Source organism: Nonomuraea sp. NPDC047529, from assembly GCF_040642995.1.
Classification (GTDB): Bacteria; Actinomycetota; Actinomycetes; order Streptosporangiales; family Streptosporangiaceae; genus Nonomuraea.
Genome location: NZ_JBEYTJ010000078.1, coordinates 1 through 16,462 on the forward strand (window position 1 = coordinate 1; position 16,462 = coordinate 16,462).

Below are 16,462 nucleotides of genomic sequence, written 5' to 3' on the forward strand. Positions count from 1 at the left end.
GCGCCGATGGTACTGCACTCGGGAGGGTGTGGGAGAGTAGGTCACCGCCGGACAATCTTTTGAAAGGGCTCCGACTTAGGTCGGGGCCCTTTCTGCATTTCTGGAGCATTTTCCAGACGTCTGTGCCGGCGACGGCGGGCACGGCCGGGGCCCTACCTCCCGAAGGTTGTGATCTTTGGTCGGGCTGCCGGTGTGGGGTGGGTGTCCTGGGTGCCGTCGTGCGCCGGCTGCCCTTCGAGGATTCCGAAGGACAGATGAGGGTTCTGTCCAGAGGGCCGTTGAGGCAGTCTTGCAAGGTCGAGGGGCGCATAGGGCTCTCGCGCTGGTGGGGGACTCTCGGGGTTGGTAGGCCCGAGGTTCTGGATGCGCCGGGCGGTTCAGGAAGGAGGCCGGACTTCGCGTGTGCTGCAGCCAACCCCTGGTCGAGGACAAGACCCATGCCTTGTGCGCGCTGAAGGAGTTCGAGGCCGCCAGCGGCATCGTGCCCCCAAGCCCGTCGCAAAGATTGTCGGTGACCTCGACGAACTGTTCGCCTTCGACGACTCCCCGGTCAAGCGCTGTGTGCACCTGCGCACCGTCAAGCCGATCGACCCGACCTTCGCCACCGTCCGAGCGCCGCACCAAGGTCACCAAGGGGTCCGGCTCGCGGGCCGCCGGCCTGGCCATGACCCTCAAGCTCGTCGAGCCCGGTCAGACCCGCTTGCGCGCTGTCAACGTTCTCCCTCTTGTCGCACTCGTGCGAGCCGGAGTTCGGTTCGAGCGTGGCGTCCTGGTCGGACGCGAACAGGTGACCGCGGCATGACTGGCCACCAGGGGCGCCCCCTGCTCTTCCTTGATGTCGACGGGCCGCTGTTGCCGTTCGGTGAGGGCCTGCAGCGCCAGCCCTCAGGCAGTGGGCAGACCAACCACCTGGCGCGGCCCGACCCGCAGGTGGGGCTTCGACTGGCGGCGCTGCCGTGCGACCTGGTCTGGGCCACCACCTGGGAAGATCAGGCCAACGTCGAGATCGCACCCCGGATCGGAGTGCCACGGCTACCTGTCGTGAACTGGCCCGAGCCCTCCGACGAGGATGAACGTCAGGACCAGTGGTTCGGGCTCTGCTGGAAGACCAGGACCCTGGTGGCATGGGCCAACCAGCGTCCATTCGCCCGGGTCGACGACGAGATCACCGATGCCGATCGGGACTGGGTGTCCGCACAGCACCGCGGCCGAGCCCTCCTCCATCATGTTCCGTCGGCGCAGGGGCTCACCAACGACGACTTCATCGCCCTGGATCGCTGGCTACGAGCAGTCTGATCAGGCGGAGATCGTCATTGCTACCGACAGGTCACCGAACACGTCGAGTCGTACAGGGATGTGGCTCGCGTGTGGGAGTCGGTGGGGGTTTCGTTGTGTGATGGGGGGCTTGGGGGCGGGGGGAGGGATGGTTCGTGGGTGGGGTTGGGCGAGGTCAGAGGTTGTTCATGGACCTGGCAATATCGATAGGATACTTAGCGTAATCGGGTAACTCTATTAGAGTGACCGCTTCTCCCCCTTCCAGGCAGTCAGCGCGCCGTAGCCGTCGGCTGCTGGTGTGGACGTTCGCGTCGATCTCCGTCGGGTTGGTGGCCGCGGGGATCGTGGGGTTCTTCGCTGAGCCGTTACAGCTGGAGCTGCTGGACAAGCGGGCCAGTGTCGTCAGCATGTTCGTGGGTGTGGCGGGGTTGTTCATCGCCGGTGTCGGGCTGTGGGCGCAGCTTCGGGCCGCCATGGGGTCCTCCGGTGGTGGGGAGTCGGCCGGTGCGGGTGGAAGTGCTGGGGGTCAGGAGGAGGTTGGACGGCCCGCTGGTATAGCCGGTTCGGGGCAGGGGGCAGAGCCGGGTGCGGGCGGAGCCGGTGGGGCAGGTGAAGGTGGGGGCGGTGAGGGTGGCGGGCTCGGGCGGGTGGTGAGGGCTGCTGAGGGCGAGCGGTCGATCGTTGTAGGGCGGCAGGAGTCCGGGCTGGCCATGACCGGGGACAGGTCCACGGCGGTGACCGGTGGGCAGGTCAACGTCATCGGGGCCGTGCATCTCCCGTCGCGGCCTCAGGTGGCGTCGCGGCCCGTGCAGCTGGCGCCGCGGCCGCCGCAGCTTGTCGGACGGGACGATGCCGTGGCGGAGCTGCGGGAGCGGCTGCTGGGGAGCGACGTACGGCCGGCGGTGGTGGCCGTGCACGGGCTGGGCGGCGTGGGCAAGACCAGTCTCGCGCTGGAGTACGCCTACCGGTACCAGCACGACTACGAGCTCGTCTGGCAGTTGCCGGCGGCCGAGCCGGCGGTGTTGTCGGCGGCGTTCACCCGGTTGGCGGCGCTCATGGGATTACGGGAGCTGGGCGCGAACGCGGCGGACCCGGTCGACCAGGTGCACGCCGCGCTGGCGGCGCGTACCCGGCCGTGGTTGCTGATTTTCGACAACGTGCCGGGGGCCGAGGCCGTGCAGGCCGTGCTGCCTCCGGCGGGGCCGGGGCATGTGCTGATCACGAGCCGGTCCGGGAGCTGGCCGCGGGACCAAGGGCTGGAGCTGCCGGTGCTCGATCTGGAGTCGGCGGCGCTGCTGATGCTGGCGAGTTCGGGGCAGGACGACGCCGTGGCGGCCGCCGCCGTGGTGGCGGAGCTCGGGGCGTTGCCGCTGGCGTTGGAGCAGGCGGCGGCATACATGTCGGAGACGGGGCTGGAGCTGTCGGAGTACCTGGATCTGCTGCATCACCAGCGTGCCGAGTTGCTGGCGCAGGGGCAGGCGTGGGGGTATCGGGAGCGGGTCGCCTCCACGTGGCAGTTCGCGTTCCGGCGGCTGGCCAGGACGAGTCCGCAGGCCATCGCGCTGCTGCGGCTGCTGGCCTGCTACGCGCACGAGGCGATTCCGTACCATTTGCTGCTTTCGCCGCTGGCGCGGTGGGCGCCGCGCGAGCTGTTCCGGGGGGACATGCAGCGGCGGCTGGCGTACGGGCGGGTTGCCGGGCCGCGGACGCGTCTGCTGCGTGACGTGCACCCCAGCGTGCTGATGATGATGCGGGCGCTGCCGCACGACACGATCAGGATCAACGCGGCGCTGAGCGCGTTGCGGCGGCACAGCCTGATCGGGCCGCCCGTGGACGGGACGGTCACCGTGCACCGGCTGGTGCAGGCCGTCACGCTCGACCAGCTTCCGCTGCGGGCGCAGCGCCGGTGGCGGGAGGTGGCGGCGGTGCTGGTGGAAGCCGTGCTGCCGGACGATCCCGGGCAGAAGGTACGGTGGCCGCGGTACGCCAGGTTGTTGCCGCACATCCGGACGGTGCTCGGGCCGACCTCACCCGGCATGGACAAGACGGCCCAGTATCTGGGGGCCAGCGGCGACTACCGTACGGCGAAGGCGTTGTTCCAGGAGATCGCCGACGCGCTCGCGACGGCGCTGGGCCCGGAGGAGCCGGCGACGCTGACCGCCCGGCACGAGCTGGCGCTCTGGACGGGCGAGGCGGGCGACCCGTCGGCGGCGCGCGACCATTACCTTGAGCTGCTTCCCGTCTACGAGCGGGTGCTCGGTCCCGAACACCCGCACACCCTGACGACCCGGCACAACCTGGCCCAGTGGACGGGACGGGCGGGCGACCCGGTGGCCGCCCGCGACCAGTACGCGGCGCTGCTGCCCGTGCGGCAGTGGGTGTCGGGGCCGGAGCATCCGGACACCCTGACCACGCAGGCCAACCTCGCCCAGTGGACCGGGCAGGCGGGGGACGCGGCCGCCGCCCGCGACCAGTACGCGGCGCTGCTGCCCGTGCGGGAGCGGGTTCAGGGGGCCGAGCATCCGTCGACGCTGATCAACCGGCACGAGCTGGCCCGTTGGACCGGTGAGCTGGGGGACGCGCTGGCCGCCCGCGACCAGTACGCGGCGTTGCTCCTGGTACGGGAGCGGGTGTCGGGGCCGCATCATCCGGACACGCTGACGGTCCGGCATGAGCTGGCGCGGTGGACGGGGGAGCTGGGGGACGCGGCGGCGGCCCGTGACCTGTACGCGGAGTTGGTCCCGGTACGGGAGCGCGTCCAGGGGCCTGAGCATCCTGACACGCTCACCGCCAGGGCCAGCCTGGCCCAGTGGACGGGGAAGGCGGGGGACGCGGCGGCGGCCCGTGACCTGTACGCGGCGCTGCTTCCGGTCCGGGAGCGCATTCTCGGGCCCGACCATCCGGACACGTTGACGATCCGGCATGAGCTGGCGCGGTGGACGGGGGAGCTGGGGGACGCGGCGGCGGCGCGGGATCAGTACGCGGAGTTGGTCCCGGTACGGGAGCGCGTTCAGGGGCCTGAGCATCCTGACACGCTCACCGCCAGGGCCAATCTGGCGTACTGGACGGGGGAGGCGGGGGATGTGGTGGGAGCTCGGGATCTGTGTGCGGCGCTGCTGCCGGTCCGGGAACGCATTCTCGGACCCGGCCATCCGGCCACGGTGACGACGAGGGAACAACTCGCCCACTGGACGGCCCGCACCCGACCGTGAGGGGGGAGCCGGGGCGCGAGGGGGCGAGCCTGCCCCTCGCGCCCCGGCCGCTACTGGGGAAGGACGAGGAGGGCGTCGCCGACGCCGCGCTCCACGCCGTCCGATGGCCGGTTGACCAGCTTGTTCGACACGACCATCGCGGTCGAGCCGCCGCCGTCCAGGTTGACGGCCTGGACCGCGCCGAGCCAGCGCATGAACTGGGCGGCCTCGTGGAAGTTGGCGCCGATGGTCACGCCGGGCTGGCGGCCGTCGATGGTGGCCAGGATGAGGCTGCCGTTCCTGGTGACGCCGAGGAGGGTGCGCGGGTGGCGGCGCAGGATCATGTTCACGGAGTCGTGGCCGTCGCGCTTGGCGGTGATCTTCACGCGGCCGTTGCGCACGAGGCCGACGCCGCCGGCGATCACGTTCAGGTCGGGGGTCAGCTTGAGGGCCTTGCCGGTACGCAGGTCGGTGACCTTAGTGTCGATCTTGACCGTCCAGCCTTCCCAGGCGTGCTCGGCGAGCCAATCGGCGGACGTGCCCTGGCCGTGCAGCACCCGGGTGCCCTTGGCGACGGCGGCGCCGCTCGTGCGCACGGCGACCGCCTTGCCGTTGGCGTCGAGGACGATGTCGGTGCCGCCGGTCGGGGTCTTGGCGCCGTACTCCTCGGTGTAGAGCACGGCCTCGTCCGTCGCGGCGGCGCGGTTGACGCCGTTGACGACGAGCTTGTCGCCGTCCTGGGAGATCGCGGTGACGGCGGTCTTCAGCTCGGTGACGCGGACGCTGCGGCCCTGGAGCACCACGGCGGAGCGGCCCGGCACGGCCTCGCTGAGCAGGCGTCCGGCGACCACGGAGGCGCCGACGGGCTCGCCGCGCAGGTTCTTGGCGGTGTGGATGTTGAAGAAGCCGCCGTTGACGCCGACCACCGCGTTGCGCGCCTTGGCCATCGAGGAGACCGTCTCGCGCTTGGCGACGCTGGTGCCGAGGGAGGCGGCGTACGAGCCGCGGAACGTCCGGGAGTCGATCATGACGACCTTGGCGTCCCAGGGGCCGGTGGTCTTCAGGCCGTCGTCGCCGAGGTAGTCGACCTTGACCTTCAGCCCGGCTTCCTTGAGCGTCTTGGCGGTCTCGTCGGCCTTCGCCTTGTCCTTGAAGGACCACAGGCCCACGCGGACCATGTAGACGGTCTGGGAGGGCGCGTCGGCGACGCTCGGCCGGATCACCTTCTGCAGGCTCGCCGCCTCCCCGGCCGCCTCGACCTCGGTGACCTTGGCCTGGGCGGTCTCCAGAGCGCCGTAGTCGCGGCCGCTCGGCATGAGCACGGTCACCGTGTAGCCGTCGGTGGAGCTGCCGGCCTTCACGTCGTACAGGTCGATGCCCTGGGTGACGGCGGTCAGCGTCTTGGTGGCGGCGGACCGGGCGCCCAGCGGGAAGTCGGCCGACGGGAACTGCACCGCGAGCTGCGCCGCCGAGGCGGGAACTGCGGTGACGGTGATCGTGGCGGCTATGGCCAGGCCGCCGGCGAGGGTGCGTCGAGACATGAACTCTCCAGAGGGCGGAAAAGGGACCGAACCATCCTGACGAGATCAAGGTCCTGGGGTCAGCAGAACGCGCCAAACCGCTCAAGAGTTACCAGATTGACACCCAGTCCGGATAACATTGTGTTATGACCCGTATCAGCATGTGGTGGCGGCCGGCAGACGGCCGCTGATCTTCCATGCTGGGCCGTCCTGATGGCGGCCCTACACGAGCGCGGGATCCCCTCAGGCGGCACACCTGAAGGAGAGACCCACCGTGAACGACGTCGTCCTGACCGGCGACCGGCCGACCGGACGCCTGCATCTGGGCCACTATTTCGGCACCCTCGCCAACCGGGTGGAGCTGCAGGACCAATACCGGACGTACGTGCTGATCGCCGACTACCAGGTGATCACCGACCGTGACCTGCCCGGCGAGATCCAGCGCAACATCACCGAGGTGCTGCTCGACTACCTGGCCGTCGGCCTCGACCCGGCCAAGGTCACGATCTTCCAGCACAGCGCGATCCCCGAGCTGAACCAGCTGCTGCTGCCGTTCCTGAGCCTGGTCTCGGTGGCGGAGCTGAGCCGTAACCCGACGGTGAAGGACGAGATCGCGCACAGCTCCCGGCGCGCGGTCAGCGGCCTGCTGTTCACCTATCCGGTGCACCAGGCCGCCGACATCCTGTTCTGCAAGGGCACGCTGGTGCCCGTGGGCCGCGACCAGCTCCCGCACGTGGAGGTGGCCCGGCTGGTCGCGCGGCGCTTCAACGAACGGTACGGCGAGGTCTTCCCGCTGCCCGAGGCCATGCTGGGCGAGCGTCCGCTGCTCATGGGCCTGGACGGCGGCAAGATGAGCAAGAGCCGCGGCAACGCCATCGCCCTGGCGGCCACCGAGGACGAGACCGCCGCCCTCATCCGCAAGGCCCGCACCGACTCCGAACGCCTGATCACCTTCGACGAGCTGCACCGGCCCGGGGTCGCGAACCTGCTCACGCTGGCCGGGCTCTGCCTCGGGCGTCCGCCTCAGGAGATCGCCGAGGAGATCGGCGACGGCGGGGCCGCCGAGCTCAAGGCGCTGACGACCGAGGCGGTCAACGAGTTCCTGCGTCCGATCAGGCGGCGGCGGCGCGAGCACACCGAGGCCGATGTCAGGCAGGTGCTGGCACGGGGCAACGAGCGGGCCCGGGAGCGGGCGGTCCGCACGCTGGAGGAGGTCCGTACGGCGATGGGGTTCTAGCCGGACTGCCGGGACTGGTAGACCTTGCGCAGGGTCTCGTGCACGATCCACGTCGTCCGGGCGCCCTCGGCCAGCAGGCACACGTCGCCCGGCCCGACCTCGACGGTGGTGCCGCCCTCGACTGCGATGGTGGCGCGGCCGGACAGCACGACGAAGATCTCGTCGGTCTCGACGTCGGTGACGACGCCGGGGGTGATCTCCCAGATGCCCCGGCCGTCGCCCAGCTCCAACGACGAGGTGGCGGGGTCGCCCGCGACGATCTGCTCGGGGGCGAGCTCGTCGGGGGTCAGCCGCACGTCGTGCACGGGCACGGCGAACGCGCCGGCGGTCGCGATCATGCGGCCGAGGTCTTCGAGGTCGGGCATCAGGACGTCAGACATGTTGCTCATTTCACCAGGTCGGCCAGGCGGGCGCCGTCGAGTGCGTAGGCGGTGAAGCCGTTCGCGCCGGTCATCGTGTCGGCGGCGACCATCGCGTTGACGATGGCCTCCTCCGTGGCCTCGATCGCGGCGTGGAAGAGCGGGTCGAGGAGGGCGTCGGCCAGCACCCGCACCTCGAACACGCCCGAGCCGCCGTCGTCGAGGGCGTTGGAGGGCAGGTCGCGGTTGCCGGTGGCGAAGCAGACGAAGCCGTCGCCGCTGGAGCTCTCGCCGGCGCCGCCCGTCCTGGCCACGCCGAGCCCGGCCCGCTGGGCGAGCTTGCGGCACTGGTGGGGGAGGAGCGGCGCGTCGGTGGCGACCACGGCGATGATCGACCCCGCGCCCTCGCGCATGCCGGGGCGGGGCACGTCGTCCATGACGATCGGGCGGCCGTTGACGGTGAGCCGGTCGCGGCGGCCGTGGTTGGCCTGCACGAGCACGCCGACCGTGTAGTCGCCGGTCACGCGGGACGCGGTGCCGATGCCGCCCTTGAAGCCGTGGCAGATCATGCCGGTGCCGCCACCGACCGAGCCCTCGGGCACCGGGCCGGCCGAGGCGCCGTGGTAGGCCCGCTCGACGTGCTCCTGGCGGACGTGCCGGGCGTCGATGTCGTTGAGCCGGCCGTCCCAGGTCTCGGCGACCACCGGCAGCGACCACGCGCCCGCGCCCCGGCCGCCGACCTCCAGGGAGACCAGCGCGTCGCGCACCACGCCGACGGAGAAGGTGTTGGTCAGCCCGATCGGCGAGTGCAACAGGCCGAAGTCGTCGAGGTAGGGCAGGCCGGTCATCTCGCCGTTGCCGTTGAGCCAGTGGTAGCCGGCGTAGACGGGTGAGTCGTAGGCCGAGCCCGGGCCGGGGCGGACGACGGTGACCCCCGTACGGGCGGTGCCCTCGGTCAGCGTGGTGTGGCCGACGAGGACGCCGGGCACGTCGGTGATCGCGTTCAGCGGACCGGGGACGCCGGTGCCGACGACGATGCCGTGATCACGAGCTCTCAACGGTTCTCCCTGCGGAAGGACTCCAGCGCCAGCAGTGCGACGTGCAGTGACAGGCATGACTCGACGTCGTCGAGGTCGGTGTCGAGGATGCGTTCGAGGCGGCGCAGGCGGTCGTAGAAGGCCGGCCTGGACAGGTGGGCCTTCTGCGCGGCCACGGCCTTGTTGCGGCCGGCGTCGAGGTAGGTGCGCAGGATCCGGGTGAGGTCGCCGCCGCGCTGGGCGTCGTGCGCGAGCAGCGGGCCCAGCTCGCGTTCGGCGAACGTCTGCAGTCGGGCGTCGTCGCGCAGCAGGTGGAGCAGGCCGCGCAGGCGCAGGTCGGGCAGGCGGTAGAAGGCGCGGCCGTCGGGCTGGCGCACGGCCACGTCCGCGACCTGCTCGGCTTCGAGGAAGCTGCGCCGTACGTCGCGGATGGACTCCACCACCGACCCCGCGGCCAGCACGAACGCCGAGCCGGGCCGCCACAGCACGCGCAGCCGCTCGGCGAGCGCGGTCAGCGCGGGCTCGGCGCCGGTGCGCGGCGGGAGCGGCAGCAGGACGCCGACCCGCTCCTGGTCGAGCGCGCCCACCAGGGCGGGCAGGCGGGCGTCGCGGCAGGCGGCGGCGGTGGCCTCGGCCAGCTCGCCGAGCTGCGCCTGGCCGTCGAGCGCCTGGTCGGCGGGTTCGGTCGGCCTGATGACGACGCTGACCAGCTTGCGGCCGGTCAGCGGCACGCCGACCGCGCGGGCGCGGGCGGCGGCCTCGTCGGGGTCGGCGTAGGCGTGGGTCAGGATGCCGGTGATGATCGTGCCGTGGGCCTGGCGTTCCAGGGACTCCTGGTGGCGTTCGAGCAGGCGGCCGAGGGCGAGCGTGGTGGCGGCGCGTTCGGCGAGCACCATCTCGCGGGGCGTCGGCGGCGTCTCGCAGATGAGGATCAGCCGCCCCCAGTCCTGGCCGCGCGCGCCGACGGTGGTGACCAGCCAGCCGGAGGCGGGGTCGTACGCCGTGCGCCCGGCCGGGGCCACCCCCCGCGACCTGCTCTCCCACCCGGCCAGCAGCGTGCCGGCGTCGCGGCCCGCGGACTCGCAGGCCAGCACCTGGTGGGCGAGGTTCTCCAGCAGCACCGGTCGGCCGGACAGCCGGGCGACCTGGGTCAGCACCTCGGCGGGCGAGGCGCCCTCGACCGACAGCTCGGTGAACACCTCGTGCAGCTGCTCGGAGGCGCGCAGCTCCTCAAGCTGGATGTCGATGATCCGGGCGTGCACGGACTCGGTGATCTGCACGAACGGCGTCTCGCGGGCCAGCACGATGACCGGCAGCCCGTGCTCCTCGGCCGACTTGACCACCGCCCCGGGCAGCTCGCGCAGGAACCTGCGGCCCAGCTCCACGATCAGCCCGGAGGCCCCGACGGAGGCGAGCTCGCCGATGTAGTCGGCGAGCTTCTCCGGGTCGTCGGGGAGCGCGACGCCCGTGGTGAGCACCAGCTCGCCGCCGCGCAGCAGATGGGCGATGTCGACGATCTCACCGACGTGCACCCACCGCACCCTGGTGTCGAGCCGGTCGGCGCCCGCGACCACGCGCGGGCTGCCCCGGCGCACGGTCTCAAGAGCGAGGACGTCGGCGATGGTGGGGAGCACGGGGCGAGCCTAGCCGATCAACCTGTAAGAACGGTCATACAGCCATATACACACTGTCACAGATTGAACTCCTCCTCGCGGTACTCACCTTGGGGTTCGCGCACCCGGAGCTCCACCCGCCGGATCTTCCCCGAGATCGTCTTGGGCAGGTCGGCGAACTCCAGCCGGCGCACCCGCTTGTACGGCGCCAGCTCCCGCCGGCAGTGCTCGAAGATCGACCGCGCGGTCTCGGCGCCGGGCTCGAACCCGGGCGCCAGCATCACGTACGCCTTCGGCACGGCCAGGCGCACCGGGTCGGGGGCGGGCACGACGGCCGCCTCGGCCACGGCCGGGTGCTCCAGCAGCACGCTCTCCAGCTCGAACGGCGAGATGCGGTAGTCGGAGGCCTTGAAGACGTCGTCGGTCCTGCCGACGTAGGTGATGTAGCCGTCCTGGTCGCGGGTGGCGACGTCGCCGGTGTGGTAATAGCCGTCGCGCATGGCCTCGGCGGAGCCGCCGACGTACCCGGCCATCAGGCCCAGGGGGCGGGGGGCGAGCGGCAGGCAGATCTCCCCGTCGTCGCCGGGCTCGCCGGAGACGGGGTCGATGAGCACGATGTCGTAGCCGGGCAGTGGGCGTCCCATCGATCCGGGTTTGACCGGCTCGTCGGGTACGTTGCCGATCTGGGCGGTGGTCTCGGTCTGGCCGTAGCCGTCGCGGATGGTGATGCCCCACGCCTTGGCGACCTGGTCGATGATCTCGGGGTTGAGCGGCTCGCCCGCGGCCACGGCGGTGCGCAGCGGCAGCTTCCAGGCCGCCAGGTCCTCCTGGATGAGCATCCGCCACACGGTCGGCGGCGCGCAGAACGTGGTGACCCGCTCGTCGCGCAGCACCTCCAGCAGGGCGCGGGCGGCGAAGCGCTCGTAGTTGTGGATGAGCACGGTCGCCCCGGCGTTCCAGGGGGCGAACACGTTGCTCCAGGCGTGCTTGGCCCAGCCGGGGGAGGAGACGTTGAGGTGCACGTCGCCGGGGCGCAGGCCGATCCAGAACATGGTGGACAGGTGACCGGCCGGGTAGGAGGCGTGGGTGTGCTCGACCAGCTTGGGGCGGGAGGTCGTGCCGGAGGTGAAGTAGAGCAGCAGGGGGTCGCCGGCCCTGGTGGGGGCGTCGGGGGTGAAGCGCTCGCCGGCCTCGTACGCCTCGTGGTACGGCAGCCACCCGTACGCGTCGCCGACCGCGATCTTCGTGAACTCGCCGGCCCCGAACTTGCCCGCGTCGGCGGCGTTGGCGATCACGTGGGCGACCTGGCCGCGTTCGAGGCGTTCGCCGATGTCCTTGGCCGTCAGCAGGGTCGTGGCGGGGATGATCACCGCGCCGAGCTTCATGGCGGCCAGCATGGACTCCCACAGCTCGGTCTGGTTGCCCAGCATGAGCAGGACGCGGTCGCCCCGGCGCACGCCCTGCTCGCGCAGCCAGTTGGCGACCTGGTTGGAGCGGGCCGACAACTCGGCGAAGGTGTGGGAGACCCGGCCGCCGGGGTTCACGATGGTCAGGGCGGCGGCCTGCGGCGTCTCGGCGGCCAGCACCCCGTCGAACCAGTCGAGCGCCCAGTTGAACTGCTCGGCCTCCGGCCAGCGGAAGTCACGCCGGGCCGTGGGGTAGTCGGCGCTCAGGAGAAGATCGCGGGCCGCGCGGAAATCGCTCATGCCCCGGATCCTGCTACGTCGCCAGCCGCCGCTCAAGGCCGTCGAGCACCGACACGAGCCCGAAGTCGAACGCCGTGGCCCGAAGGACCTGCGGATCCTGGTACGCCCCCATGGCCAGGCTCTCCAGCATGTCGGGGAAGTCGGCCGCGGCCTTGGCGACCATGCCGCGCATCTCGTCGGCGTCGTACTCGGAGTCTTTCGCGGTGGCGTCCCAGGCGATCTCGGGCAGGGTCATGCCGTAGACGAAGGCGGTGACGGCGGCCACGGCGTAGTCGACGTCGAGGCCGTGGAACCCGGCCGTCCTGAAGATCTTGCGCATCCGGTCGGAGGCGGACAGGGCGTGCGGGCCGAGCGCGGGCACCCGGCCGAGGAGGTCGGCCGACCACGGGTGCCGCAGCATGACCGCGCGCATGCCGTAGGCCATGGCCGAGGCGGCGTCGCGCCAGCCCACCTCCTCGGCGTCGGGGACGGTCATCTCGGCCCAGACCTGGTCGTAGGCGAGTTCGAGCAGTTCGTCCTTGTTGGCGACGTACCAGTAGAGGCTGGTGGCGCCGGCGCTCAGCCTCGCGCCGAGCTTGCGCATGCTCAGCCCGGCCATGCCCTCCTCGTCGAGCAGCTCAAGGGCGGCTCTGACGATCTCCTCGCGGCTGCGGCCGGGGGCGGCGGTCTTGCGCGGCTCGCGGAACCAGACGGAGGTGAACTGCTTGCCGGTCATCCCCCAAGGATAAATGCTCTCGCACAGTGTGCGAGAGTTGTCGTACGCTGTGCGAGTGACCTCGAACACTGTACGAGACCCGCGCCGCTGGTGGGTCCTCGTCGTACTCTGCCTTTCGCTGCTGGTGCTCACGGTGGACGGAACCGTGCTGAACCTGGCGATCCCGTCCCTGATCGAGGAGCTGGGCGCGACGCCGTCCGACATCCAGTGGATCCTCGACGCCTACGTGCTGGTCTTCGCCGGCCTGCTGCTGACCGCCGGAAGCCTGTCCGACCGGTACGGCCGCCGCCGCTTCCTCGTCATCGGCCTGGCCTTCTTCGGGGGCGCGTCGCTGCTGGCCGTGCTGGCCGCCGAGCCCTGGCAGGTGATCGGCGCACGGGCCCTGATGGGGGTCGGCGGCTCGATCCTGATGCCCTCGACGCTCTCCATCCTCATGACCGTCTTCGAGGAGGACGAGCGGCGCAAGGCCATGGCCATCTGGGGAAGCGTGGCGATGCTCGGCGTGATCGCCGGCCCGACCCTGGGCGGCTTCCTGCTGGAGCACTACTGGTGGGGCTCGGTCTTCCTGCTCAACATCCCGATCGCGGTGCTGGCCATCGTGGCCGCCTTCGTGCTGATGCCCGAGACCCGCAGCGCCGGGCGGCGGATCGACCCGGTGGGCGTGGTGCTCTCGATCGTGGGCCTGACCTCGGCCGTGTACGTGATCATCGAACGCGAGTGGAACCTGCCCGTCATCGCGGTGGCGGTCGTCACGCTGACCGCGTTCGTCATCTGGGAGCGGCGGGCCGAGCACCCGATGTTGCCGCTGCAGCTGTTCAGGAACCGCAACTTCAGCGGCGCTTCCTTCTCGATCCTGCTGATGTCGTTCGGCGCGGGCGCCGTGATGCTGATGCTCACCCAGTACCTGCAGTTCGTGCTGGGCTACGGCGAGCTCCAGGCCGGTCTGGCCATGCTGCCCCAGGCGGCGGCGGCCGTCGTCTTCAACGGCGTCGGCGCGGCGCTGGGCAAGAAGGTGTCCAACCGGGTGCTGATCTCCGCCGGGCTGCTGATCATGGCGGTGGGGTTCGTCGTGATGGCGCTCACCACCGGCTACCTGCCGCTGATGGGCGGGCTGGTGCTGATGGGCGCGGGAGCCGGCCTGGCCGGTCCGTCCGCGTACGCCTCGCTGATGGGGGCGATCCCCCTGGAGCACGCCGGCGTCGGGTCCGCGCTCAACGACACCGTGCAGCAGGTGGGCCTGGCCATGAGCATCGCCGTGCTCGGCAGCGTGCTGGCCGGCGTCTACACCTCGGAGATGCCGCTCGACGCGCCCGCGGCGGCCCGCGAGTCGATCGGGGTCGCCGAGCAGATCGGGCTCGGCGAGGTGGCCGACCGGGCCTTCACCGTGGCCGTGCACCTCGGGTCGTGGGTCGGGGCCGGGTTCAGCCTCGCCGCCGCGCTGCTCGCGCTGGTCGTGCTGCGCCCGGCCGCCCCCGTCGCGGCCGCTTCCGAGCTCGCCGAGGTCTAGCGGACGCGGGGCTCACGCATGCTCTCCAGGCTGTCGAGCTTGTGCGTGCGCTCGTCGTGGCCGATCTGCCGGAGCAGGTCGGCCACCGAGCGGTAGCGGCCGTACTCGTCGGCGTACGTGCCGGGGTCGGGCACGAAGTCCAGGTCGGGGTTCTCGGCCACGAACGTCATGTACTCGTGCTCGGCGTGGTCCTCGAACTCGGCGTTGAGCCGGTAGCTCCAGTCCGGCCGGACCACGAAGAGCACCCAGGACACGTGGTAGTAGAAGAAGGCGATCAGCCACGGCGCCGCCTTGTGCAGCAGCCAGTTCTGGCGCTGCCCGGCGCGCTGCACCAGGTCCTGCATGATCAGCAGGTGCCACTGCTCGTTGTCCTGGTCGGCGCGGGCCTCCACGATGCGCTCGAAAACCCTCCTGGCCAGGGCCGAGCGCCCGGCGTGCCGGTGGACGGCCCAGTAGCCCATCCGCTCCCACGCCTGGTACGGCACCCGCGCGATGATCTCCAGCATGGCGAACTTCGTGTACGAGCCCTTCCTGCCGTACATCAGGTCCACGGGCTTGAACATCATCCGCGCCAGCAGGCTGTAGTCCATGCGCGGGGTGTCGAGGGTGTCCTGCTGGGCGCGGCGGAGCTGGTCGCGGTCGAGCTTGGGCGGCCCGGCGGGCGCCTCCGGGCGAAGGTCGATGGTGACGGTCATCTCGGTCTCCTCGGTTCGTCGATGATCCGATGGTGGCCGAGCGGGCCCCGCCGGGTCGTCGCCCGCGAGTGGTCAATCGCGATGCCTCTGGCGGCGTACCGGGGGGCCGGCGCGTACGCCCCCAGGCGCACGGGTGATCCCCTAGGGGGAGGACTTACATCTTGTAAGGTGATGTGGCCCCCCGCCGACAGCCTGCCGCTGTGAGGAAGCACGGGAGAACGGGATACTCGATAACATGTCGGAGCTACTCGCGCGCCACCGGGCAGTGATGCCGAACTGGCTGGCCCTCAACTACAACGAGCCCATCGAGATCGTCAGCGGCAAGGGCAACCGCGTCATCGACGCCGATGGCAAGAGCTACCTTGACTTCTTCGCCGGGATCCTGACCAACATGATCGGGTACGACGTGCCCGAGGTGCGCGACGCCGTCGAGCGTCAGCTCGCCACCGGCGTGGTCCACACCAGCACCGTCTACCTGCTGCGCGGCCAGGTCGAGCTCGCCGAGAAGATCGCCAGGCTCTCCGGCATCCCCGACGCCAAGGTGTTCTTCACCAACTCCGGGACCGAGGCCAACGAGACCGCCCTCCTCCTCGCTACGTACGCCCGCAAGACCGACCAGGTGCTCGCCATGCGGCAGAGCTACCACGGGCGCAGCTTCGGCGCGGTCAGCGTCACCTCCAACCGGGCGTGGAAGAACAACTCGCTCTCCCCGCTCAACGTGCACTTCCTGCACGGCGCCGACCGGCACCTCACCCAGTTCAAGGGCCTGTCCGACGCCGACTACATCAAGGCGTGCGTGGACGACCTGCGCCACGTGCTGGCCACCTCGGTCTCCAACGACGTGGCGGCGCTGATCGCCGAGCCGATCCAGGGCGTGGGCGGCTTCACCATGGCCCCCGACGGCCTGTTCGCCGCCTACAAGGAGGTCCTGGACGAGCAGGGCATCTACCTCATCTCCGACGAGGTGCAGACCGGCTGGGGCCGTACGGGCAGCGCGTTCTTCGGCATCCAGAACCACGGCGTGACCCCCGACATGATCACGTTCGCCAAGGGGCTGGGCAACGGCTTCGCGGTCGGCGGCATCGTGGCCCGCGGCGACCTGATGGACGGGCCGCACGCCGTGGGCCTGTCCACGTTCGGCGGCAACCCCATCTCCATGGCCGCCGCCAACGCCACCCTCGACTACGTCCTCGACCACGATCTCCAGGCCAACGCGGCGCGGACCGGCGACATCATCATCGGCGGCCTCAAGGAGGCGGCCGCGCGCCTGCCGATCGTCAAGGACGTGCGCGGCAAGGGCCTGATGTTCGCCGTCGAGCTGGAGAGCCCCGCCCAGGCCGTCCGCTTCATGGAGGAGACCAAGAAGGCGGGCCTGCTGGCGGGCAAGGGCGGCCTGTACGGCACCGCCATCCGCATGGCCCCGCCCCTCACCCTCACGGTGGACGAGGCCACCGAGGGCCTGGGGATCATCGTCAACGCACTCGAAGTCATCAACGCAGAGGCAGCAGCTCAGTGAAGTCGGTCAAGCATTGGATCAACGGCGCCCTGACGGACGGCGGTGGCCGGACGGCGGAGGTCTTCAACCCGGCGACCGGTGAGGTCAGCGG

At 70.9% G+C, this 16,462-nt stretch carries 12 protein-coding genes; 5 read left to right on the forward strand and 7 right to left on the reverse strand.

All coding sequences use genetic code 11. From position 1 onward, the window contains the following. The first annotated feature begins 798 nt into the window (after positions 1-798). Complete coding sequence (locus ABZ815_RS51795) at positions 799-1,296, forward strand: HAD domain-containing protein (protein ID WP_357710699.1); 498 nt, start codon at positions 799-801, stop codon at positions 1,294-1,296. Between the two features lie 689 nt (positions 1,297-1,985). Beyond that, the gene (locus tag ABZ815_RS51800; protein WP_357710701.1) at positions 1,986-4,487 is read left to right on the forward strand and encodes a tetratricopeptide repeat protein; all 2,502 of its coding nucleotides are present in this window, start codon (positions 1,986-1,988) and stop codon (positions 4,485-4,487) included. A gap of 50 nt (positions 4,488-4,537) precedes the next feature. On the opposite strand, the gene ABZ815_RS51805 is transcribed toward ABZ815_RS51800, so the two are convergent. After that, a complete protein-coding gene (locus ABZ815_RS51805) occupies positions 4,538-6,007 on the reverse strand; it encodes a phosphodiester glycosidase family protein (RefSeq protein WP_357710704.1) in 1,470 nt (489 codons plus the stop codon). Between the two features lie 253 nt (positions 6,008-6,260). Between ABZ815_RS51805 and trpS the strand changes: the two genes are divergently transcribed. Then, entirely contained in the window at positions 6,261-7,223 is a 963-nt protein-coding gene (trpS, locus tag ABZ815_RS51810; RefSeq protein WP_357710706.1) for a tryptophan--tRNA ligase, read from the forward strand. On the opposite strand, the gene ABZ815_RS51815 is transcribed toward trpS, so the two are convergent. From ABZ815_RS51815 to ABZ815_RS51835, 5 genes are read right to left on the reverse strand one after another with little or no spacing between them, the layout of a single operon-like run. Further along, on the reverse strand, positions 7,220-7,603 hold the full coding sequence (locus ABZ815_RS51815) for a cupin domain-containing protein (protein ID WP_357710709.1): 384 nt from the start codon (positions 7,601-7,603) through the stop codon (positions 7,220-7,222). The two genes, trpS and ABZ815_RS51815, sit on opposite strands and share 4 nt — an antisense overlap. A gap of 5 nt (positions 7,604-7,608) precedes the next feature. Then, positions 7,609-8,640, reverse strand: coding sequence for a P1 family peptidase (locus ABZ815_RS51820; RefSeq protein WP_357710711.1), 1,032 nt, complete (start codon positions 8,638-8,640; stop codon positions 7,609-7,611). Beyond that, positions 8,637-10,253 (reverse strand): PucR family transcriptional regulator ligand-binding domain-containing protein, encoded by a 1,617-nt coding sequence (locus tag ABZ815_RS51825; RefSeq protein WP_357710714.1) that lies wholly within the window; start codon positions 10,251-10,253, stop codon positions 8,637-8,639. The genes ABZ815_RS51820 and ABZ815_RS51825 overlap by 4 nt, the downstream gene beginning before the upstream one ends. A gap of 56 nt (positions 10,254-10,309) precedes the next feature. Continuing rightward, positions 10,310-11,938 (reverse strand): AMP-binding protein, encoded by a 1,629-nt coding sequence (locus ABZ815_RS51830; protein WP_357710717.1) that lies wholly within the window; start codon positions 11,936-11,938, stop codon positions 10,310-10,312. A 13-nt stretch (positions 11,939-11,951) separates the two neighbouring features. Continuing rightward, positions 11,952-12,653, reverse strand: coding sequence for a TetR/AcrR family transcriptional regulator C-terminal domain-containing protein (locus tag ABZ815_RS51835; protein WP_357710719.1), 702 nt, complete (start codon positions 12,651-12,653; stop codon positions 11,952-11,954). Between the two features lie 55 nt (positions 12,654-12,708). Here ABZ815_RS51835 and ABZ815_RS51840 point away from each other — a divergent pair, with 55 nt between their 5' ends. After that, a complete protein-coding gene (locus ABZ815_RS51840) occupies positions 12,709-14,160 on the forward strand; it encodes an MFS transporter (RefSeq protein WP_357710721.1) in 1,452 nt (483 codons plus the stop codon). On the opposite strand, the gene ABZ815_RS51845 is transcribed toward ABZ815_RS51840, so the two are convergent. Next, positions 14,157-14,855, reverse strand: a complete 699-nt coding sequence (locus ABZ815_RS51845) for an alternative oxidase (RefSeq protein WP_357710723.1) — start codon at positions 14,853-14,855, stop codon at positions 14,157-14,159. The genes ABZ815_RS51840 and ABZ815_RS51845 overlap by 4 nt on opposite strands. Before the next feature lie 235 nt (positions 14,856-15,090). On the opposite strand from ABZ815_RS51845, the gene ABZ815_RS51850 reads away from it, so the two are divergent. Then, positions 15,091-16,371 (forward strand): aspartate aminotransferase family protein, encoded by a 1,281-nt coding sequence (locus ABZ815_RS51850; RefSeq protein WP_357710726.1) that lies wholly within the window; start codon positions 15,091-15,093, stop codon positions 16,369-16,371. Positions 16,372-16,462 lie beyond the last annotated feature (91 nt).